This is a genomic window from Vibrio sp. SCSIO 43009, from assembly GCF_023716525.1.
Lineage (GTDB): Bacteria > Pseudomonadota > Gammaproteobacteria > Enterobacterales > Vibrionaceae > Vibrio > Vibrio alginolyticus.
In genome coordinates, this window is record NZ_CP071842.1 from 988131 (window position 1) to 1009562 (window position 21432).

General features: G+C 44.5%; 17 protein-coding genes and 1 tRNA gene. 6 read left to right on the forward strand and 12 right to left on the reverse strand.

Features of this window, described 5'->3' with window-relative positions; all coding sequences use genetic code 11:
* Positions 1-63 precede the first annotated feature (63 nt).
* The 4 genes from rlmA to gap all read right to left on the reverse strand — a co-directional run bounded on the left by rlmA (position 64) and on the right by gap (position 5258).
* Positions 64-891 carry a 23S rRNA (guanine(745)-N(1))-methyltransferase gene (rlmA, locus tag J4N43_RS04635; protein WP_062730495.1) on the reverse strand — a complete coding sequence of 276 codons (828 nt, stop codon included), beginning with the start codon at positions 889-891 and terminating at the stop codon, positions 64-66.
* Between the two features lie 96 nt (positions 892-987).
* Complete coding sequence (locus J4N43_RS04640) at positions 988-3024, reverse strand: methyl-accepting chemotaxis protein (protein WP_158159736.1); 2037 nt, start codon at positions 3022-3024, stop codon at positions 988-990.
* 198 nt (positions 3025-3222) lie between these two features.
* Positions 3223-4107 (reverse strand): D-hexose-6-phosphate mutarotase, encoded by an 885-nt coding sequence (locus J4N43_RS04645; RefSeq protein WP_005384929.1) that lies wholly within the window; start codon positions 4105-4107, stop codon positions 3223-3225.
* Positions 4108-4262: 155 nt separating this feature from the next.
* Positions 4263-5258: a type I glyceraldehyde-3-phosphate dehydrogenase gene (gene gap / locus J4N43_RS04650; RefSeq protein WP_005380697.1), complete on the reverse strand. Its 996-nt coding sequence runs from the start codon at positions 5256-5258 to the stop codon at positions 4263-4265.
* A gap of 337 nt (positions 5259-5595) precedes the next feature.
* Between gap and msrB the strand changes: the two genes are divergently transcribed.
* Positions 5596-6003, forward strand: coding sequence for a peptide-methionine (R)-S-oxide reductase MsrB (msrB, locus tag J4N43_RS04655; protein ID WP_005380698.1), 408 nt, complete (start codon positions 5596-5598; stop codon positions 6001-6003).
* Positions 6004-6120: 117 nt separating this feature from the next.
* On the opposite strand, the gene J4N43_RS04660 is transcribed toward msrB, so the two are convergent.
* Positions 6121-6942: a DUF2989 domain-containing protein gene (locus tag J4N43_RS04660; RefSeq protein ID WP_017821139.1), complete on the reverse strand. Its 822-nt coding sequence runs from the start codon at positions 6940-6942 to the stop codon at positions 6121-6123.
* Positions 6943-7043: 101 nt separating this feature from the next.
* On the opposite strand from J4N43_RS04660, the gene J4N43_RS04665 reads away from it, so the two are divergent.
* Positions 7044-7328, forward strand: coding sequence for a YeaC family protein (locus J4N43_RS04665; protein ID WP_005380700.1), 285 nt, complete (start codon positions 7044-7046; stop codon positions 7326-7328).
* A 95-nt stretch (positions 7329-7423) separates the two neighbouring features.
* Here J4N43_RS04665 and ansA read toward each other — a convergent pair whose 3' ends face one another.
* Entirely contained in the window at positions 7424-8437 is a 1014-nt protein-coding gene (gene ansA, locus J4N43_RS04670; protein ID WP_017635822.1) for an asparaginase, read from the reverse strand.
* A gap of 164 nt (positions 8438-8601) precedes the next feature.
* Positions 8602-10452 carry a signal peptide peptidase SppA gene (gene sppA / locus J4N43_RS04675; protein ID WP_005380705.1) on the reverse strand — a complete coding sequence of 617 codons (1851 nt, stop codon included), beginning with the start codon at positions 10450-10452 and terminating at the stop codon, positions 8602-8604.
* A 224-nt stretch (positions 10453-10676) separates the two neighbouring features.
* Between sppA and J4N43_RS04680 the strand changes: the two genes are divergently transcribed.
* Positions 10677-12689 (forward strand): NADPH-dependent 2,4-dienoyl-CoA reductase, encoded by a 2013-nt coding sequence (locus J4N43_RS04680; RefSeq protein WP_199266798.1) that lies wholly within the window; start codon positions 10677-10679, stop codon positions 12687-12689.
* A 59-nt stretch (positions 12690-12748) separates the two neighbouring features.
* On the opposite strand, the gene J4N43_RS04685 is transcribed toward J4N43_RS04680, so the two are convergent.
* On the reverse strand, positions 12749-14065 hold the full coding sequence (locus J4N43_RS04685; RefSeq protein WP_054701571.1) for an MFS transporter: 1317 nt from the start codon (positions 14063-14065) through the stop codon (positions 12749-12751).
* Between the two features lie 173 nt (positions 14066-14238).
* Between J4N43_RS04685 and J4N43_RS04690 the strand changes: the two genes are divergently transcribed.
* Positions 14239-14787 (forward strand): NAD(P)H nitroreductase, encoded by a 549-nt coding sequence (locus tag J4N43_RS04690; RefSeq protein ID WP_005380711.1) that lies wholly within the window; start codon positions 14239-14241, stop codon positions 14785-14787.
* A 103-nt stretch (positions 14788-14890) separates the two neighbouring features.
* Positions 14891-16858: a DNA topoisomerase III gene (locus J4N43_RS04695; protein WP_053349603.1), complete on the forward strand. Its 1968-nt coding sequence runs from the start codon at positions 14891-14893 to the stop codon at positions 16856-16858.
* Positions 16859-16902: 44 nt separating this feature from the next.
* Here J4N43_RS04695 and J4N43_RS04700 read toward each other — a convergent pair whose 3' ends face one another.
* On the reverse strand, positions 16903-17109 hold the full coding sequence (locus tag J4N43_RS04700; protein ID WP_005380717.1) for a hypothetical protein: 207 nt from the start codon (positions 17107-17109) through the stop codon (positions 16903-16905).
* A gap of 183 nt (positions 17110-17292) precedes the next feature.
* A complete protein-coding gene (locus J4N43_RS04705; protein WP_053349604.1) occupies positions 17293-17982 on the reverse strand; it encodes an SDR family oxidoreductase in 690 nt (229 codons plus the stop codon).
* 271 nt (positions 17983-18253) lie between these two features.
* Here J4N43_RS04705 and J4N43_RS04710 point away from each other — a divergent pair, with 271 nt between their 5' ends.
* Positions 18254-19177, forward strand: a complete 924-nt coding sequence (locus J4N43_RS04710; RefSeq protein WP_053349605.1) for a histone deacetylase family protein — start codon at positions 18254-18256, stop codon at positions 19175-19177.
* Between the two features lie 201 nt (positions 19178-19378).
* Here J4N43_RS04710 and J4N43_RS04715 read toward each other — a convergent pair.
* Positions 19379-19469: transfer RNA gene (locus tag J4N43_RS04715), tRNA-Ser, on the reverse strand.
* A gap of 154 nt (positions 19470-19623) precedes the next feature.
* Positions 19624-21432, reverse strand: a complete 1809-nt coding sequence (locus tag J4N43_RS04720; RefSeq protein WP_005380721.1) for a DUF3413 domain-containing protein — start codon at positions 21430-21432, stop codon at positions 19624-19626.

Consider the following 21432-nt stretch of genomic DNA (forward strand, 5'->3'; position numbering starts at 1 on the left):
TGGAGGCTGAGCAATGAATCAATATAAATGATAACTATTTGCGTTTGTTGTTTTTTTGACGTATTAATTGAGTGTTTTTTTGCGATATACACGCAACATAAAATCAGCCTCACATTGGAAAAGTGTAGCGGATTTCAACTCTTCACGAAGAGCATCGGTTGCTTTCCATGCGAATGGCGTCATTTGCAATAAATCGACTGCGGCTCCGTTTTTCAAGTCCATAACATAGTTAAGATGCTGCTGGTGCTCTAATTCAAACCCTTCAATATGTTCTGGTTCTTCATTGTGAAGACGAACTTCTTGATAAATCCGCTCACGCAGTTGGTATAAGTGGCGACTAGCAGGAGTAACCGTGACAACAACGCCGTCGTTTTTTACAACGCGCTGCAGCTCCTCAGCTTTACACGGGGCATAAATGCGCAAAATGGCATCTAAGGATTCATTTGCGAAGGGAAGTCGGTGACTAGAAGCCACACTAAAGTTGCAGTGCGTGTAACGCTTCGCCGCGTAACGAATGGCAACTTTGGAAATGTCTAAGCCATAAATCGTGGCATGGTTCGCTTGTGTTTCTATCGTCTTTTGTACTTGATCTGTGTAGTAACCTTCACCACAACCAATATCTAATAATTGATGGGTGCTCCCCTCAGTGTATGTTGCACACAGCTGCGCCACTTCTTGGCGCATTGGGTTGTAGTAATCTCCTTCGAGGAACCGACGACGAGCTTGCATCATCTCTTTGTTGTCACCAGGATCTTTAGAACGTTTGTGGTGCGCTGGCATCAAGTTAACGTAGCCTTCTTTTGCTAAGTCAAACTGATGATTGTTTTCGCACTTAAACGTTTTTTCATTTAACGCTAGAGCTTGGTGGCATAGAGGGCATTGATAGTTCATGACGATCTCGAACAGAAAGTAGGGCGGCAAATTCTATCAAAAAGCGTGGTATCAAGTGAAACAAAAAGAGCCGACTGGGTCGGCTCTTATTAAGTATTAGTGGAAGAAGTCGACTTGCTCTTTCAAGTTTCGTGCTTGTTGTTGAAGTTCAATGGCACTTTGCGAGGTTTTTGCGCTCGTGTTGCGGCTTTCTCGGTTAAGTTCACTGATAGAATGGGCATTTGCTGCAATTTCTTGTGAAACTTGAGCTTGTTCTTCTGAAGTCGCTGCAATGGCGTCGGCTTGAGAGGCTATCGACTGCACTTGTACTGCGATGGCTTCTAATGCTGTGCCCGCGTCTTGTGCTTTGTCCAAGACCTGGTTTGCACTGCGTTGGCTGTCTGTCATCATATTAACTGCATTATGAGTCGACCCTTTTAGTTTCTCGATAATTTCCACGACATCTTGAACTGAGCTTTGGGTTCGGTGCGCAAGTGTGCGCACTTCATCTGCTACAACTGCGAAGCCACGGCCTTGCTCACCTGCTCGTGCTGCTTCAATGGCGGCATTCAAGGCAAGTAAATTGGTTTGCTCAGCAATTTCATCAATCATTTTAGTGACGGTTTGAATACTCTCGCTATCGCGATTTACTTGCTCGATAGCCGTTGCTGATTGATCCAATTGATCGTTAAGTTGAGCAACGTCGATACATACGCCTTCAACAATCGCGAGACCAGACTGGCTATCGGTATTTGCTGAGCGTACGTTTTCCGCAATGCTTTCGACTTGTTGTGCGACAGATTGAGCGGAAGAGGCCATTTCTTCAATCGCTGTCACAACTTGCTCGACTTCTTGTTGTTGTCGGTCGGCTTGGGTCAAATTGCTATGTGCATCGTTGGCAACGCTGGTAGAGTTGCTCTCCACTAAGTCGCTTGTTGAACGGATCTTACCAACAAGTTCATTGAGCTGACTTGCCATACTGGCGACACCCGAGCTCAGGTTCGTAATTTCATTCTTTGATGCTTTACGAGACGCTGGGATGCTCAAGCTGACTTCGCCGCCGGCTAAGCGAGTCATGTATAAGTTTAGAGTCGTGAGAGGTTGTAAGCTGCGATTCAAGAAAAGTGTCAGTACAACAAAAGTAATGATTGCCGCTACCGAAGAAATGATGGCAATGAGTGTGAGAAGCGTGTCGCTACCTTTTGTCACTTCTTTGATAAACGTACCACCTAGCAGTTTCCAGTTCCAACCTGGAACCTCTGTGTAGACAAGATACTTTTCGCCTACGTTACCTTGGTACTCGAAAGGGTAGCGAATTAATCCACTAGATTGTTCGAAAATCTGACCAAAAGGCTTGTGACCATTGTAGTCGGCGACTTCTAGTATTGACGAATCTGAGCCGCTTTTTGCTGGATGAAGTAGGTACTTACCAAGATTGTTGTCGTCGTTATCAACGATAATGGTGTAACCAGTGTCGCCCCATTTTATCTCTTCGAGTGCATCGAATAAGGTTTGTGTCGCTTGGTCTACTGGTAAGCCAATAAACGATAGGCCTGCTACCTTTCCTGTCGCATCTTTGATTGGGGCATAGTAGGTAATGTAGCGCTCGCCATACAATTTAATTTGAGCGTAATACGGTTGTCCTGCTTTAAGTTGCTGATAACCAGGATGGTTGATGCCTAGCGTGGTTCCGACCGCTCGTTGACCTTGTGGATCTTTTAGGGAGGTGGACACCCGAATAAAGTCGTCACCCAATGGTGCGAATAGCGTTGCTATAGCGCCGGTATCACGTGTGAAACTGTCGACCAACTTGGTGTCATTAATTAAGCTTTCACTGTATTGAGTGATGTTTGGTACTTCATGTCCCATGAAGTCAACCGTGTAATTTTCGACATAGACACCGGCAAGGTAGCCATTGCGAAAAGTAGATTCGAGGACTTTAGCGGTGTGCAGGTAAGCATCGAATTGGCCAGCAATGGTTTTTGCCATTGATTCTACTTTAGATTGGTGTTCTTTCAGTGTGCTTTCCAATAGAACATCGGAAGCGTTGCGGTAAACAAGCGCGGCAATACTGCTGAAAGCAATGAATAGACACAAAGTGATCACCAGTTTCAACTGGAATCCGACACTTTGATTTCGGTATCTCTCTAACATAGACTAATTCCTGATATTTTTATTATTTATGAGTTTTGTATCGGTATGCTATCGGTTTATATGATCAATTTTTTTGATATTTATTAATGAAACCGTCAAAAGTGACCAGTAACCAATAAGTTAGTAAAGATAGGACCATCTAAGCAGAGCTTTTATTACAAAAAAAGCCGGGTATCCCCGGCCTTTATATGGTGATTCTTACTGCGCTGAAATGACAGTGACAAGTTCATGTGTCTCACCTGGTTGGAGGGTTTGACCTTGCTCAATACTTGGTGCATGAACAGCAGACTCCACACACAACATGGTTTGATAACCATCGTCAGCCATGTCACCCATGCTTTGCGCACCTTCTGCCCAAGGGTTCCATAATACTGCTGAGTTGTGGCCTTGGTTGTGTACGCTTAGCGTACGGTCCAATACCGGGTCTTTTACCAAAATTTTCGCTTCTGGTTGCGTGTAAACGCGATCAATGGTGTCAGTTAGTTGTAGAACATTACCACCTTGGCATACCGCATCAGCTTTCAAGCTATCAATGTACTCGGCACCCATGCCTGTCGTTTGTGCTTGCTTAATGTCTCCAACGTTTAGGTAAGTATGTAATGCGCCAGAGAAGGTCCAAGCCTCGTCATCGATGTTCATGACTTTGAGCGTCACTTTTAGCTCATCGCCCACTTCAATCACCAAACGAGCGTCAAACATATGGGGCCAAATATCGTGGATTTCTTCTGTCGGGAACAGAGCAAGTTCAACAATCACACCGTTATGGTTCTCACGATGTTCAACCAACTCCCATTCTGCGGTGCGGGCAAAGCCGTGAGCTGGAGCAGCAATACGCCCAAACCAAGGCCAACAAATCGGAATACCACCGCGAAGAGCAGCTTTACCATCGAAGACAGCTTTTTCGCTCATCCAGATCAGATCTTCTTGACCTTCAGGCGTGAACGACACGACATGACCACCGTGTAGCGAGATGCCTGCCGTTGCTTTGTCATGAATCACGCGGATGATTTTTATCTGATCAACTTCAACGATAGTGACGTTATCAGATAGCACCGTTAGGGCTGGGAGAGTTTTTAAATCCATGTATAGTTTCCTATCGCTGGGGAGAGCTTTTAGACGCGCTTCTCACATTAAATGCAACATCGAGCCTGCATTCTCTCAAATTCCAGATACAAAAAAGGCGACTCTAGAGCCGCCTTTTCTTTAACGAAGTTATTCGCTAATTGCTAACTTTCTAATTACTTAGAGATGTGAGCGATTAGGTCTAGAACTTTGTTTGAGTAACCGATTTCGTTGTCGTACCAAGATACAACCTTAACGAATTTGTCAGTTAGCGCGATACCAGCTTTAGCATCGAATACTGAAGTGCAAACTTCGCCGATGAAGTCTTGAGATACAACTGCATCTTCAGTGTAGCCTAGAACGCCTTTTAGTTCGCCTTCAGAAGCTTCTTTCATCGCTTTACAGATGTCTTCGTAAGAAGCACCGTTAACTAGGTTAACAGTTAGGTCAACTACAGAAACGTTAGCAGTTGGTACGCGGAAAGCCATACCAGTTAGTTTGCCGTTTACTTCTGGAAGTACAACGCCTACAGCTTTAGCAGCACCAGTTGAAGATGGGATGATGTTTTGAGAAGCACCACGACCACCGCGCCAGTCTTTAGCAGAAGGACCATCTACAGTTTTTTGAGTTGCTGTAGTTGCGTGAACTGTAGTCATAAGACCAGATTCGATACCGAACTTGTCGTTAAGAACTTTAGCGATAGGCGCTAGACAGTTAGTAGTACAAGAAGCGTTAGAAACGATGTCTTGACCAGCGTAAGTGTCGAAGTTTACGCCGTTAACGAACATTGGAGTAGCGTCTTTAGAAGGACCAGTTAGTACAACTTTTTTCGCGCCAGCAGTGATGTGCTTACGTGCAGTCTCGTCAGTTAGGAAAAGACCAGTTGCTTCAGCTACAACGTCAACACCGATTTCGTCCCATTTTAGGTCTTCAGGGTTGCGCTCTGCAGTAACACGTACAGTTTTACCGTTAACGATTAGGTTACCGCCTTCAACTTCAACAGTACCGTTGAAACGGCCGTGAGTTGAGTCATACTTAAGCATGTATGCCATGTAATCTACATCGATAAGGTCGTTAATACCTACTACTTCGATGTCGTTGCGCTCTTGCGCTGCACGGAATACGAAACGACCGATACGGCCAAAACCGTTAATACCTACTTTGATAGTCATTATAGTTGCTCCACAACTTAATTTCTGATTAAAGATAACTGGTAGTAAAATTACAGAATCCAGTAAACATCTGCAAGTGATAATCGGACTTAACTTGTTTAAAGTCAAAAAAAAGCGACGCTTTTTTTAACAATTCTTTGCAAATGTACGTTTTTTAAACTTTTAACTGATTCTTCTGTAGCCCAGTTGGCGTAATATAACTGGTGATATAAGTGCTCTTATCAAATTAATTACGCATGGTGTCCTGGTGAGAAAGTATGTGCTACAACTGTTAAGAGAAGCAAGTTTTTTGCTAAAAAAGTCAATACCAAGAACAGTAAATAAGGAGCCGAAAGTCGTGGAACAAAGCGGGAAAAAAGTGACGAAGTCAGATGAACAGTGGCGTGAGCAACTGTCTGATGAAGAGTTCCGTGTTTGCCGAGAGCAAGGTACAGAGCCTCCTTTCAGCGGTAAGCTACTGCATAATAAGGAAACTGGTGTTTATGCTTGTACTTGTTGTAATGCCCCTCTCTTTGTCTCTGATAACAAGTATGACTCTGGCTGCGGATGGCCAAGTTTTGATGCGCCTATCAACGATCAAGCGGTGCGTTATTTAGAAGATCTAAGTCACGGAATGGTACGTACAGAGATTCGTTGTGCAACGTGTGATAGCCATCTAGGGCACGTTTTTGAAGATGGCCCACAGACCACAGGAGAGCGTTTTTGTGTTAATTCTGTGTCGTTAATTTTCAACAAATCAGAATAATAACGACAAAATTGTGCTCGAGATTGTTTTATCCTTTCAGGATGATTCATGCTCAACAGTGATCTGAGTGTCGCTCGACTTAAATAAAAACTCCCGCTCATTGCGGGAGTTTTTCGTTTATATCTCACTGGGTATCATTGCTGGGGAATAGATACCTTTCTCTATGGCTTTCGCCACCGATTCGGCTAATTCATCCAACTGCTTATATCGCTCTGGATGACTGAAATTGAACATACGTTGGAGCTGCTTTTCATCAGCAAGCGGTACGTCGAATCTCTTCGCGACCATTGCCCATAGATACGCTTGCTCTTTGTCTCCAAGCCCCTGATGAATACTTGCCATTGACTTGAGAATGACCGGATTGATGTTGTCTTCATCAGATAAAGACAACGCGTTATTAAGAAGCTCCAGGGTTTTCTTGGTATCTCGGTTGGTATAAAAAGTGGCTAATGCATATTGCATCTCAGCATTATTTAATTGGGGAGACCCTTCCATTTGTAAAAATGCGCGCCGAGCTTGAGTATCTCCCGTTTGAGACCATAAGAAATACAAAGTAGCCGGGTCTTCTGAGCCTTTTAACTCGTTTACGATGCGCTCTAGCTCATCAATACTGTGTACCAATGCATTAAAGCGTTGTCTTTTGAGAGCACTTTGATCAATAGGGGTGATCTGGGAGGCGAGTTCTAAGCATTTCCTATATTCAGCGACCAGACCGTATTCGATGATTTGGTTGGCCTCTGATGGGTTTTTCAATTGCTCAAACCGATGCCAAACCAAATTTGTTCTTGGAATTCGACATTGGCCGTCATCCATATTGAGCTGCTCGCAACGCAGCTCTGGTGTTTTTTGGCACAACTCTTCGGTTGTCACGTTACCTTCAAAACAGCCCGATAGCGCAAAACATGCGAGGCTGAGAAGTAACCAGTTTGTTCTTTTCATGGCTTTGCTTGTGATCCGTTACACCAATTCATTTTCGTATTCTTGACTCAGTTTCTTAACCCGTTATGTTCTGTAAATAGAATGTAATAAGAAGGTACACTATGGACGCAGAACAACTATTACAAGCGATGACTCCAGAAGTTTATGATCGCTTAGTCTATGCAGTAGAAACGGGAAGATGGCCTGAGGGTACAACACTTTCTAAAGAGCAGCGAGATTCGTGTATGCAAGCTGTGATGTTGTATCAATCAAAACATAATACTGATGCGCAGCATATGACGGTTGCAGCCGGTGGTGAAATCAGTTTTAAATCAAAACAAGAGCTTAAAAAACAATTCAGCGGAGAAGAGAGCGATATTGTTCGTGTCAATCCGAACATTGATTAATCCTTACGCCTTATTTCTCAAAATTTTATTATTTTGATTTTGAAAGAAAAAAGCCCAAATTGTATTGGGCTTTTTAGATCGTAGAAAGCTTGAACTTACAGGCTCATTTCACCACGCAGTACTTGTTGCATTCTCTCTTTTACTTCTTCGTAAGAAAGGTTTTGGCTTAGAAGGTAGTGTAGTTTTGCCAGCGCCGCTTCGGGCGTCATGTCAAAGCCACTGATAACACCAGAGTCTGCGAGAGCACAACCTGTGGCATATCCGCCCATATTCACTTTACCTGCCAAACACTGAGTTAGGTTTACGACAATAACGCCGCGCTCAGAGGCTTCTTTCAGGTGACCAAGCAGCTCAGGGTTCTGAGGAGCATTACCGACACCAAAAGTCAGAAGAATCATCGCATTCACGGGCTGACGAAGCGTGTTGCGGATAACTTCGTGTGAAATACCAGGGTACATGGTGATCACACCGATTGGTTGTGGCGTGATGTTGTGAACCTTAAACTCACCTTCTGGTTGTGCACCAACGGTTACGCTGTTGCTAACTTGAATATTGATCCCAGCTTCCAATAGTGGAGGAAGGTTTGGTGAAGTAAAGGCATTAAAACCGTCTGCATGAGATTTTGTACTGCGGTTACCACGCATCAATTGATTATTGAAGAACAAAGTTACTTCGTTGATCGGGTAGTTTGCCGCAATATGTAGCGCGTTTAATAGGTTTGCTTGGCCGTCAGAACGCAGCTCTGCGAGAGGGATTTGTGAACCCGTTACAATCACTGGCTTACCAAGGTTTTCAAGCATGAAAGACAATGCGGACGCTGTGTACGCCATGGTGTCAGTACCATGTAGGATAACGAAACCATCGTATTTGTCATAGTTGTCACGAATATCATTCGCAATCTGCTGCCAGTCAGCAGGTGTCATATCTGATGAGTCAATCAGAGGGTCGTATTCGTGGATGGTGTAATCCGGCATTTCAGGACGATGGAATTCGGGCATGCTTGCTAATTGCTTTTCCATAAAGCCAGCAACAGGCACATAGCCGTGGTCGGATTTTTGCATTCCGATGGTACCACCGGTGTAAGCGATGTAGATGTGTTTTCTAGTCATCGTTTTTTCTTTCGTGTAGGGGAACAGAGGCGGGGATTATATACCTAAATAACCTTGAGATGCGAGGCTATACGCACAGCATCAGAAAGTCATCTGAGGAGATGCAAAGCCTAATAAAAAGGGCACTTCAAGTAGAAGTGCCCTTTGTAATATTGATGGAAAAACTACTGCACTTGGCAGTTCAAACAAAATGCGTATTGACCTTTAGGATCGTTGAAGCTTTGGAGCAAGCTTGCGTCTTGTTCGAATTGTTGAGCTACGGGTTGAAGACTTTTTGGTAGCAAGCTTGTTGCATCAATACCTAGAGAGACTTTCACCTGTTTCATAAACTCTTGTAGAAATAGTTCAGTAGGTGAAAGAGGCTCTTCTACCCAGTAAATGCCGTAATCGGTTACATTCGCTAGTTTCGCTGCTAGCTCTACAGCATCATCAAAGTCACCCATTTGATCGACAAGACCAAAGGATAGTGCATCTTGGCCAGTCCAAACTCGACCTTGAGCAACTTTGTCAACTTCCTCTAGAGACATATCGCGATTCTCGCCAACTAGAGAAATAAAGCGCTTGTAACCGTGTTCGATACCTAATTGGAACACTTGAGACGCGCCCTCAGAAAGGCCAGTGGTAATACCGTCACCTGAGAACGGCGATGTGCCAACGCCATCAGTGTTAATACCTAACTTGCTAAAGCCTTTTTCAAACGTGGTGATGACACTAAATATACCAATGGAGCCCGTCAGGGTTGTTGGCTGAGCAACGATTTTGTCTGCGCTCATTGAAATCCAATAACCACCAGAAGCAGCCAAACTCGACATGGATACAACAACCGGCTTACCTGCTTGCTTCAGAGCTTCTACTTCGTTACGAATCACTTCAGAAGCAAAGGCACTGCCTCCTGGACTATCTACTCGTAATACGACCGCTTTCACTTTTTCATCATTGCGTGCTTGACGCAGCAAGCTTGCGACTGTGTCACCACCAACAGTTCCGCGAGGTTGTTGACCGTCCATAATCGCGCCACTTGCTAGAACAACGGCGATGTCGTGCTGAGGTAGTGTGTAATCGGGACGAATCGTTGCAAGGTAGTCGTAGTAACCAATCGCGTTGTAGCTGTCTTTGCCGTCGCTACCAAACTGTTTTGCGAATAGAGTGCGAATGTCTTGGCGTGTCGCAAGTTCATCCACTAGCCCCAATTTGACTGCGAGCTGAGCAATATCGCCATTTACAGACTTCATCTCGTTAATCAGTTCATCCATGGTTGGATTAAGCACTTTCGCATCAATGTTTCGGTTTGTTGTTACGTCATCAACAAAAGCACTCCACAATTGAGTAACCCAGCGTGTTGCTGACTCTTTCGCCGCATCGGACATGTCATCACGAATAAACGGTTCGATAGCGGATTTATAAGTACCTACGCGAAAAACATGAGTAGAAACGTCAAGCTTTTCAAGTAACGTTTTGTAGTACATTGAGTAAGCGCTGTAACCTTTAATCAATACACCACCATCAGGTGCCAGATAAACTTTGTCAGCGTAACTTGCCAAGTAATATTGGCTTTGGTTGTAGAAATCACCTACGGCGTAAACGGGTTTGCCTGACGCTTTAAATTCGTTCAACGCTTTCGCGATGTAACGTAGTTTCGTGAGATTTGTTTCTGGCATGTCTCGCAGTGCTAGCACTAATCCAGACACTTTAGGATCGTCTTTCGCGTAGCGAATAGTATCAACGATATCGAAAAGGACGTTTTCTTTCGGTAGCTCATTACCCAAAAGGGAACCAGCAAAAGAGTCCATTGGGTTTACATAACGTCTTTGTTCGACAATTGGGCCTGAAAGGTTCATCACCAATGCCGATTCTTTTTCGACGACAGGTTGACCGTCTCCGGTATAAGTAAAGGCAAAGTAGAAAACGGCAATCATCAGCAAGAAAATTAGGTTTGCCAGTGCGAGTCTGATGAAAGTGATACTTTTCCATATCCCTTTAAATATCAAACCAATAAATTTGAAGAGTTTTTTCATCTTGTCTCCATAACGAGATAGTTACGCCGAGTCTAACAAAGTATGGGTTCTTATCTCTAAGATCTCAAAAGATAACATTTTTTTAGCTTATCACGACCACTCAACAATTGGCATATTTTCACACGAGATTGATCGGTGTTACAAAAATGTAAACGCTTGTTTGATTTTTTGGTTGAGCAGGCTTAATCTGGTCAGACCATGATAATAACAATGGATGTTAAGTGATGTCTGCCATGTACCCAAACCTATTAAAGCCACTGGATCTCGGTTTCACACAATTACGAAACCGAGTTCTGATGGGATCAATGCACACGGGCTTAGAAGAGCACAAAGAAGGATTACACAAGCTCGCTGCTTTTTATGAAGAACGCGCGAAAGGCGGTGTCGGACTGATTGTAACCGGAGGTTTTTCTCCTAACTTACGCGGTCGTTTACACCCGTTGAGTGCTGAATTCAGCAAGCCAAAACATGCTAAAGCCCATAAAGTTGTGACAGAAGCGGTGCACAAGCACGGTGGTAAAATTGCGTTGCAAATTCTCCATGCTGGGCGTTATGCAATGCATCCATTCTCGCAAAGTGCATCTGGCATTAAAGCGCCGATTGCAAAGTTTGCTCCGAGTGAAATGAGCGACCGCCAGATAAAGAAAACCATCGACGCGTTTGCTAATAGTGCGGAGTTAGCACAGCTTGCTGGTTATGATGGCGTCGAGTTAATGGGCTCGGAAGGTTACTTGATAAACCAATTCTTATGTAAACGTACTAATATGCGTTACGACGAATGGGGTGGCAGCTATAAAAAACGTATGCGGTTTCCGCTAGAAATTGTTAAAGCGGTACGCAAGGCGGTAGGTGACAAGTTCATCATCATCTTCCGTCTTTCTATGTTGGATCTTGTCGAGCAGGGCAGCACTTTTGAAGACGTTATCGAATTGGCGAAAGCACTTGAAGAGGCTGGCGTCACGATTATTAATACGGGTATCGGTTGGCATGAGGCTCGAATTCCGACCATTGCGACTCAAGTACCACGTGGTGCGTTTACATGGGTTACGGAAAAAGTTAAACCTCACGTTTCGGTTCCTATTATCACTTGCAACCGTATAAATACGCCAGATGAAGCAGAACGCATTTTATCTTCAGGTCATGCCGACATGGTTTCGATGGCGCGCCCATTCTTGGCCGATCCTTACTTTGTTGCTAAAGCCGAACAGGAAAAAGCGCAGCTTATTAATACGTGTATTGGTTGTAATCAGGCGTGTCTAGATAACGTGTTTAAAGGTAAGCGCGCCAGTTGCTTAGTGAACCCACTTGCGTGCTATGAAACCGAAATTGTTGTTGAACCAGCCTTTAATAAGAAAAACATTGCCGTTGTCGGAGCAGGTCCGGCGGGCTTAGCTTGTGCGACTACACTGGCTGAACGTGGCCATAAGGTTGATTTGTTCGAAAAGAACGACCGCATCGGTGGTCAGTTCCGTCTTGCGATGCAGATCCCTGGTAAGGAAGAGTTTCGAGAGACGATACGATATTTCGCTAACCGTATTGATGAAACAGGCGTGAATCTGCACTTATCGACGGAAGCGAACTATGACTTACTCACAGAATACGATGAGATAGTGATGGCATCGGGTGTTGAGCCACGTAAAGTCAATATTGATGGAATTGATAACCCAGAGAAAGTCGTCGACTATCAAACTCTCATTCGAGACAAAACGCCAGTCGGTGAGAAAGTGGCTATCGTTGGTGCTGGTGGCATTGGCGTAGATGTCGCGACCATGCTCACAGAGCCAGTTGGACAAACGTTGGATGACTGGTTGCATGAATGGGGAATCGACAAGGAGATGTCTCAGCCGGGTGGTTTATACCCTTACCCTGATGCGGTTAGCGATAAAGAAGTCTGGGTACTTCAGCGTCGTAAAGGTCGTGTGGGTAAAGGTCCGGGTAAAACGACAGGTTGGATCCATAAACGTACCCTTGAAAAACGGGGCGTACATTTAGTCGGCGGCGTGTCTTACGATAAAATTGATGATCAAGGTTTGCACATTCATGTAGACGGAAGCGCGCAGGTACTTAATGCAGACAAAGTTATCATTTGTGCTGGGCAAGAGTCTGTACGTCCGTTTGAAGATAAATGGTCTGAACTTGGAGAGAAGATTCATATCATTGGCGGAGCTGACCATGCGGGTGAACTTGATGCTGTGCGTGCGATTCGTCAAGGTGTTAAATTGGCGGTAAAACTCTAGCCTTTTAATGTGTGTTTACCATAAAAGCTGCGCTTTGAGCGCAGCTTTTTTGTATAGAACTAGTCACTGATATCTGGCAGTTGTTTGGCCATTACCACGCCAGCAAAAGTAATAAAAGAGAACACTAACACCACAGCTGAAAGGCTCAAGAAGTTCGACATAACACCAAGAGAGCTCATTAGAAGCAGCATTATCCCAACCACTGTGTTACTCACGGCTACATAGCTCGTCCGTTTGTCACCTTCTGCGATATCAACTAAATAGGTTTTTCGTCCGACTCGTATTCCGTCGTGGGCAATACAAACACAAAAGTAAAGCAGAGGAATCACGAATAGGAAGCTTTGGCTAGCGGTGACCCATGTATCGTAAACAAATAACACAACACCAAGTAGCGCGCTCATCATTGCGCCTATGACCATCACACTGCGGCTAGAGCGATCGGACATTCTTCCCCAGAAAGGACCTGACACAAAGGAGGCTAAGCCACTCGCAAACATAAAGAGAGCTAGCACCCAGAGCTGTCCACCCAGAGATTGCTGTGCCAGCACAACGTAGTACGGTGCACTCAGCGCAGAACATAAAAATAGTGTCCGCGTGATAACGAATCGACGAAAGGTCACGTCTGTCTTAAGTAACGCGAGTTGTTTAAATGCTTCGAGGACGCCATTTCGACCACCGTCTACCTCACCGGCATACTCATTAATTCGCGCATAGACTAATGCCGCGATGAGCCATATGACGCCCGCTAAGCCTAAACTCAGACCGTAAAAGCGCTCTGTCGGCTCTACGTCCCATAACCAGGCTAGTGCCAGAAGGCTAGCGAAAAGCAGCGTAACCAGGCCAGCAGCGCTTGAAGACCAGCCGTTGACTTGACCTCGTTGGTTTTTAGGGATGGTTTTGCCCAATACATCTTTTGATGCGACGGAATTTAAACCGCGTGAGAGGCTGAAGATCACAAGACATGCAATCACACCATAACCCGCAGCTGCTCCTGTTAGAGTTAATGCGACCAATCCGATTGCAAATATGGAAAGAGCCTGCAAGATGCTGCCAATTACCCAGACCCATTTTCTTACTGGAATGCGTCGGATGTAGTGCGCGATGCTAAGTTGTGGGATAAGGGATCCTGACTCACGAATAGGAACCAGCCAACCAATTAAATAAACCGGTGCCCCGAGACTTTGTAGTATCCACGGCAACGTGACTTTAGGGTTGATTAACGCATCGCCGACCTTCGTTAAAAACTGAGCGAGAATGATTTTAAGAAAGTTGCCGGGAACTTGATGACAAGCTGATTCAGGAATCGCCTTACAGGCACGGGCATCTTCGTCATTAACGATCTTTTCGTAAATGCTGTTTTGTTTGTCCTTGTTCATCAACCTGCCTATGTTCAACTTATTCATTTCGCGAATAAATTAACATTAAACCCAGATTGATGTTAAGTGAAGCACGTTATCAAGCCCACAGAAAACCGGTTGTTATTCGCAGGAGCAGATTGTGCTAAAGTGGCGTAAACAAAATAACAACGATATTCAATAAGGATTCTTTCATGGACGCTCTCGATCTTTTGCTCAATCGCCGATCTATCGCGAAGTTATCCGCGCCTGCACCAGAAGGTAAAGCTCTTGAGAACATCATTCGTGCTGGCCTTCGTGCGCCTGACCATGCGGGATTAACCCCTTGGCGTTTCGTTATCGCACAGGGCGATGGTTTGAAAAAACTGTCAGATATCTTGGTAAAAGCGGCAGAAGCTGAAAATAGTGATGAAGCGGTGGTCGAAAAGGTAAAGAATGCCCCATTTCGCGCACCAATGGTGATCACTGTTATTGCTAAAGTAACAGAACATGAGAAAGTACCAGCACTAGAGCAACACTTATCTGCGGGATGCGCTGTACAAGCGATGCAAATGGCAGCCGTAGCACAAGGCTTTCAAGGATTTTGGCGCTCAGGTAAGTGGATGTTCCATCCAGAAGTTCATCAAGCATTTGGTTTAGAAGGTGACGATGAGATTGTTGGTTTCTTGTACTTAGGCACGCCTGGTTGTACACCGATGAAAGTTCCTGAGCGTGACCTTTCTCAGTTTGTTGAATTTCTATAACTGAAAACTTAAATAAACTGACTGTTTATTTATACAGTTTTTCTTGATTTATTAGGGCTACATTCGATAATGTGGCCCTAATTATATTTATTTCCCAAACGTTATGTCTCGTCTGTTTATTGCTGAAAAACCAAGCTTAGGCCGTGCGATTGCCGCTGCACTGCCAAACCCTCAAAAGAAAGATCAAGGATTCATCCGCTGTGGGAACGGGGATATCGTTACTTGGTGTATCGGCCATTTGCTCGAACAAGTCGAACCTGACGCTTACGATGAGCGTTATAAAAAGTGGAATATGGCAGATTTACCAATTGTTCCGCAGCAATGGCAGCTCAGACCGAGGAAAAGCGCAAGTAAGCAATTAACAGTGATTCGTAAATTGCTCAAAGAAGCTAACGAAGTCATTCATGCAGGAGACCCAGATCGAGAGGGTCAGCTGTTAGTTGATGAAGTTCTGGACTATTGCAAGTTATCTAAAACCAAGAAGGAATCCACACAGCGTTTGCTGATTTCCGACTTGAACTTACCTGCGGTTAAACGCGCACTCAGCTCTATGCGCAGTAATCGCGAGTTTATCCCACTTTCAGTTTCTGCATTGGCCCGCTCTCGGGCTGATTGGCTGTATGGTATGAACATGTCTCGTGCTTATACCTTGCTTGGTCAAAAAGCAGGGTATCAAGGTGTTCTCTCGGTAGGGCGAGTGCAAACGCCAGTTCTTGGCTTAGTGGTGCGTCGTGATGAAGAAATCGAAAACTTTGTCCCGAAGGACTATTTTACCCTACATGCTCTGATCCCATATCAAGATGCCAATGGTACTTTTGATATTCGTGCTCGTTGGAAGCCAAGTGAGGCATGCAAGCCTTGGCAGGACGAAGAAGGTCGAGTATTAAACCGTAAGTTGGTAGAAAATGTTGCAAACCGTATTGCAAATCAACCCGCAAAAGTGACAGAGTCGGAACAAAAGCAAACCAAGCAATCAGCACCATTACCTTATTCGTTATCTGCTTTACAGATCGATGCCGCGAAGCGCTATGGTATGAGTGCGCAACAAGTACTAGATACTTGTCAGGCATTGTATGAAAAGCACAAGTTGATCACTTACCCGCGTTCAGATTGTCGCTATTTGCCGATGGAACACTACTCACAAGCAGGGACGGTGACAACTGCTATTGCGAATAACGCAAAAGAGTTGCAAGTTGCCGTTCAGGGAGCAGACTTAACATTAAAGTCCAAAGCCTGGAACGATAAAAAAGTGGATGCGCACCATGCGATTATCCCTACACCGAAGCAAGCTAATGTGAATGCGCTTTCCGGCAATGAGATGAAAGTGTATCAATTGATTGCGCGCCAGTACCTCATGCAGTTCTATCTGGCGGCGGTTTACGCAGAAGCGAAATTGGTTTTCGATATCGCTGGTGGTACGTTTGTCGCGAAAGGTCGTCAGTTAGTTTCGCCGGGTTGGAAAGCGCTAATGGGCAAAACTGACAAGGAAGATGAAGGTATTGATGCCGTGCCACCGCTACCCGAAGGCACCGTGTTAACTTGTCGTGAAGGGGAAATAAAAGACCGAAAAACCGAGCCACCAAAGCATTTTACCGAGGCATCGCTGTTGCAAGCGATGACCGGGATCGCCCGTTATGTTGCGGATAAAGAACTGAAAAAAATCCTTCGTGACACTGATGGGCTAGGCACGGAAGCGACTCGCGCTGGTATTTTGGACACGCTGTTCAAACGCCAACTGCTTACGCGTCAAGGTAAGTCAATTCTCAGTTCTCCTGCGGGAAGAGGTCTCATTCATGCCTTGCCAGAAGATTCAACATACCCTGATATGACGGCTCATTGGGAGCACCAGTTACAAGGTATGGCAGAGAGAAATCAAGCATATCAGCCGTTCATGCAAGCACTGGAACAACGCATTGATAGCTTGATGGCACAAGTAAAAGCAGGGCCTATCCCTGATTCATTACGTCATCTACCCAAGGTGGAACGTCCTGCGTTTAAACGTAAAAAGCGCAGTTATTCAAAGAATGGTGGCGCGACTAAATCTCGTGCAACCAAAGGTAAGCAGGCATAGGACAAGCGCGGCGTAATTAAACTCCGCGCATGCTTGAAAATAGATTACTCGAACAGATCACCGTGGTTTTGGATCGCGCCTCTTACTTCACCTTGAGTTAACACGCGTTTGTCCAGTACCTCTTTCACCTGGTTGCCCAAGTCAACTAATGTATCTCGATTCGCTTGAGTTTGGCGTTTACCAGCACTTCTCAAGCAGTAATTTAGTTCGTGCTCTTCGCTAAAATTAACCAAATCCCTATCTGCTGCCATCGTGCTTTCTCCTTATTTGTTCTACTTTTTCCTAAGTCTGGATTGGATGTAGATAAATTCAAGTTAGATTGCACGAATTATGCTGGTGGATCACTGATGAACATTATGTTTGCCAACCAAGTCACGATTATGAAGCCTGGCTTTGATGATATTTGGTTTAGTGATGGTTGTGTCTTAATGCTGCTACCAAGGTAACTCAGTACCATCGTAGTTAATAAATCGACCTGAAAGCTGCGGTGTGCTCAGCTTTATCACGTTCGCTAGGCCTTGTGCGGAGGTTTGCGTATCTATCAAAGCATTTGGCCCGCCCATCGCCGTTTTTACCCAACCAGGGTGAAGCGCCAAAACAGTAAACCCTTCAGTTGTTAAATCATTACTTAAGCTTTTAACAACCGAGTTAAGCGCCGCTTTCGATGAGCGATAAATATAGCCGCCACCGGACGTATTTTCGGTCATACTGCCGACTTTTGATGAGATACAAGCAATCTTTTTTATCTTGCCTTGTTGTAAGCGAGGGTAACAGTACTCAACCAGTTTTAACGGAGCAATGGTGTTTACTTCGAAGACTTTACGCCATGCTTCTACGTCAGTATTTCCAAAGCCATATCCCTTGGGGCCGTAATATCCTGCATTATTGATGAGTAAGTCGATGGCAGGGAGTTTATCGGCAAGCTTAGCGACTTGTTCGTAGTGAGTGACATCCAGTTCGTGCAAAACCAGATTACTGAATTGTGAGGCTAGAGTTTGTAGTTCTGAACTGTTCTCTAAGGAACGGCTAGTAGCATGTACTTGGTGGCCTTGCTTCAGGTACAGCTCAGTTAAGCTAAGGCCAATGCCGCGATTTGCTCCGGTAATAAAGACGGTTTGACTCATACAAACACCTATGTTTTTTTGATTTCAGTTGAAAGTCATTGTGTTAGTTAAGCACAATAAAATCAACCAACCACCACGCACCAACAACAAGAGATGAAAATAGGGACAGGGCACAAAGAGAGCCAAACAGTGCGCCGAGAATAGCAAAGAAAGTAGAATTCATATGTATATTAAATTTAATTGATATTGAAAATCATTATCAATTAAATTGCGTTTTATTCAACCCTTTAAGTTGATACTATTTCGTTACCATTGTTATTAAGAATTTCTCATGCTGCCATTTATCTACCACCCGATTTATTCTCAACTTGAGTTGCCAGAGGGGCATCGTTACCCAATTATGAAATACCAGTACCTCTATGAATCGGTATTGGTGCATATGGAGAAAGATAACTGGAAAGAGCACACGCAGTTTTTCCAGCCCGAAGCATTAACTGTTGGGGAAGTAAAACGTGTTCATGACGAGGAATACGTCGAGTTACTTGTTAGTGGAAACATGCCAGCTGCGAAGATGCGCCGAATAGGTTTTCCTTGGAGTGAGTCTCTCATTACCAGAACGCTAACTTCAGCAGCGGGCACGGCTCTGACCGCAAAAAAGGCACTTGAGTACGGTGTGGCCATTCATTTGAGTGGTGGGTATCACCACGCACACAAAGAGTTTGGCAGTGGTTTTTGTTTATTTAATGACTTAGTGATCGCGGCCAGGCAAGCGCTCGAAGTCGAGCATGTCGATAAAGTATTGATCATTGATAGTGATGTTCACCATGGGGATGGAACAGCAACTTTATGTGACGATGAGCCAGATATCATCACGCTTTCTTTCCACTGTGATAAAAACTTCCCAGCGAGGAAGCCTCAGTCTGACCTCGATGTGCCTTTGGTGCGAGGAACAGGTGATGAGGATTTTTTAATGGCGTTTAAAGAAGTGGTCGATATGGCACTTAATCTTCATCGCCCTGATTTAGTTATCTACGATGCTGGTGTCGATATACATCAGGACGATGAGCTTGGATATTTTGATGTGTCGACTCAAGGGATTTTAGAACGTGATAGATTTTTAATGCAAACAGTGAAATCTCGAGGTATCCCTGTCGCAGCTGTCGTTGGAGGTGGATATCGAACGAATCATGCTGACCTCGTCCCAATCCACTTGCAGCTTATCAATGCCGCTAAAGAAGCCTTTATTGATGAGTAGATACAACGAGACGTAAATATCAAATTGATTCAACACGGGACACTGGAACGAACGAAAAGGGCATTAATTTTTTGTGGGTTCTTTCTGAGTGTAGCGGAGTGCTTAGTTGCGTTCAAGAAGTGATAAGTGATTTGTACAAATCTTTTTAAGTCTGGAGATGCGAAAAAGCCCGCTAATTTCTTAGCGGGCTTTTTCTAAAAGTGGCGGAGAGATAGGGATTTGAACCCTAGATACGCTATTAACGTATGCCGGTTTTCAAGACCGGTGCTTTCAACCACTCAGCCATCTCTCCGTTGTTGAGGCGCATAATATAAGGCTTTGAAAATGTTGTAAACCCCTAGTTGAACTGATTGGATGTTTACTGCGCAAATTTGTGGTTTGTGTTGTTTAAATAAACAAAAACTCCCCAAAAAGGGGAGTTTGAATAGTATATGGATTGCTAGGTATTAATCGTTTTTAGAATAAAAACGCTGTAACTCAGTTAAACCTTGCATCAAAACTGGCAACTTCGGTGCATCATCTCGAAGTCGTTTGTAGTTTTTGTCATACAGCTTGTAGTTGCCAAACTTATCGATCACTGTGGTTTGTGAGCTAGTAATTAAGGCAAGCTCGCGAGTATCGCCCGCCAAGATCCAGCGACGACGGCTTTCATCGAATAGGTTGCGACCACTACTGTAATCATATGGGTTGGAAGATACGCCGAGCATATCTTGCAACAGTGTAACCGAGAGGTCCAAGTGGCTTGTGCTGTGATTAAACTCGCCAGCCAGCATTCCAGGCCAATGGATCACCATCGGAACTTGTAATTGATAACGGCTGTAGTTGCTGTTTGCTCCCCAGCTGTTCGTATTGGTTTCGTTAAATTCACTACCGTGATTAGAAGTGATGATTACGATGGTGTTTGTCAGTTGTCCCGTCGTTTCTAGTTCATCAATAATACCGGCGATAGTTCTATCCGCCGACTTCACTGCATATTCATAAGCTTTTTTGAATCGCTCACTTGCGGGCATTTCTTCGTCATTATTTGAAGGAATCGATTCAAAATTATCAACGGTGGTGACTTCGATGTAACTAAACCATGGCTGACTTGCTTTCTCTGCTAACCATGTATTCCAGTTTGCGATAGATTGTTTATCGGTATGAGCTTGCGTGCCATCTAGGTCTTCCGCTAAGTTCAAGTCGCGGAAAATAATTTCTGAGTAGAGATCATCTTCAAACCCACTGCCACTGAATAAACCAAAGTTGTAGCCCTGATCTTTCAGTACATCGAGCAATACTGGGGAAGCACCTTGCGCCTTGATGCTTGATGCATAACTGGTCGGTAAGCCATAGAACAAACCAAAGGCCCCGTATGTATCATTACTTGAGCTGTAATGATTACGGAAGTTCTGATTGTTTTCAGCAAACTCATAGAGGTTAGGCATCTCTTCTTGGTTAAGCGCATCCGCTCGTAAATTGTTTATGCTGATCATCAACACATTGAGCTTATTAACTCGGCGGTTAAACTCAAGCTTTTCAAGAGGGTAGTTGACTAACTCTACGTTGCCTTCGTTTTCTGCTAAACGTTTTAGGTATTCCTCACGGTCAAGTAGACCATGTTTTTCCATAAAACTCTTCGCCGTCATCGGGTAAGACAAAGGGAAGTTTGAACGCTGGCTAGTAATTGGGTTGTAAAAATACGCATCTGCCCAAATGTAAACCAAATGGCTGGTCATAAAGCTGAGGAAAAAGACGGCCGCGAGAGGGCGTCCTACGTGCTTATGAGATAGTTTGCGCTGTTTTCGCCATACCCATTCGGATAGTGCGAGTTGAATAAGGAAGATCAGCGGCATCACAACAAATAAATGTTGTAGGTCAGTGCTGAGCGCACTTTTGTCTTCGCTGAATAGTAACTCCCAGACAACGGGAGTTAAGTGCAAATTGATCGACTGATACGCTTGGGTATCAATTAATAATATGGTTTGCCCAACGGTTGCGAAAATCACTGCCACCAAACGGAACAACTTCCGCGATGGCAGGATAAACGTCAACGGGAATAGAACAAGCAAGTAAAGTGCGAAAACTAGAAAGCCAAAGTGACCAACCCAAGAAACCGCCAGATAAAACTGACCAAGTAACGTCTCGGGCCAAGGAGACTGAACAATGTAGCGTGTGCCTATCAACATCGATGCAACGATATTGAAGAATGCAAACCAGTGACCCCAACCAACTAGTCGAGATACACGTTCGCCGTATGAGTTTCCGCTGTCTACCAT

Excerpts from the sequence above, each read along its gene's own strand:
- rlmA (WP_062730495.1), bottom strand. The coding sequence starts at position 891 with ATGAACTATCAATGCCCTCTATGCCACCAAGCTCTAGCGTTAAATGAA.
- J4N43_RS04640 (WP_158159736.1), bottom strand. The coding sequence starts at position 3,024 with ATGTTAGAGAGATACCGAAATCAAAGTGTCGGATTCCAGTTGAAACTG.
- J4N43_RS04645 (WP_005384929.1), bottom strand. The coding sequence starts at position 4,107 with ATGGATTTAAAAACTCTCCCAGCCCTAACGGTGCTATCTGATAACGTC.
- gap (WP_005380697.1), bottom strand. The coding sequence starts at position 5,258 with ATGACTATCAAAGTAGGTATTAACGGTTTTGGCCGTATCGGTCGTTTC.
- J4N43_RS04660 (WP_017821139.1), bottom strand. The coding sequence starts at position 6,942 with ATGAAAAGAACAAACTGGTTACTTCTCAGCCTCGCATGTTTTGCGCTA.
- J4N43_RS04665 (WP_005380700.1), top strand. The coding sequence starts at position 7,044 with ATGGACGCAGAACAACTATTACAAGCGATGACTCCAGAAGTTTATGAT.
- ansA (WP_017635822.1), bottom strand. The coding sequence starts at position 8,437 with ATGACTAGAAAACACATCTACATCGCTTACACCGGTGGTACCATCGGA.
- sppA (WP_005380705.1), bottom strand. The coding sequence starts at position 10,452 with ATGAAAAAACTCTTCAAATTTATTGGTTTGATATTTAAAGGGATATGG.
- J4N43_RS04680 (WP_199266798.1), top strand. The coding sequence starts at position 10,677 with ATGTCTGCCATGTACCCAAACCTATTAAAGCCACTGGATCTCGGTTTC.
- J4N43_RS04685 (WP_054701571.1), bottom strand. The coding sequence starts at position 14,065 with ATGAACAAGGACAAACAAAACAGCATTTACGAAAAGATCGTTAATGAC.
- J4N43_RS04690 (WP_005380711.1), top strand. The coding sequence starts at position 14,239 with ATGGACGCTCTCGATCTTTTGCTCAATCGCCGATCTATCGCGAAGTTA.
- J4N43_RS04695 (WP_053349603.1), top strand. The coding sequence starts at position 14,891 with ATGTCTCGTCTGTTTATTGCTGAAAAACCAAGCTTAGGCCGTGCGATT.
- J4N43_RS04700 (WP_005380717.1), bottom strand. The coding sequence starts at position 17,109 with ATGGCAGCAGATAGGGATTTGGTTAATTTTAGCGAAGAGCACGAACTA.
- J4N43_RS04705 (WP_053349604.1), bottom strand. The coding sequence starts at position 17,982 with ATGAGTCAAACCGTCTTTATTACCGGAGCAAATCGCGGCATTGGCCTT.
- J4N43_RS04710 (WP_053349605.1), top strand. The coding sequence starts at position 18,254 with ATGCTGCCATTTATCTACCACCCGATTTATTCTCAACTTGAGTTGCCA.
- J4N43_RS04720 (WP_005380721.1), bottom strand. The coding sequence starts at position 21,432 with ATGGTAGACAGCGGAAACTCATACGGCGAACGTGTATCTCGACTAGTT.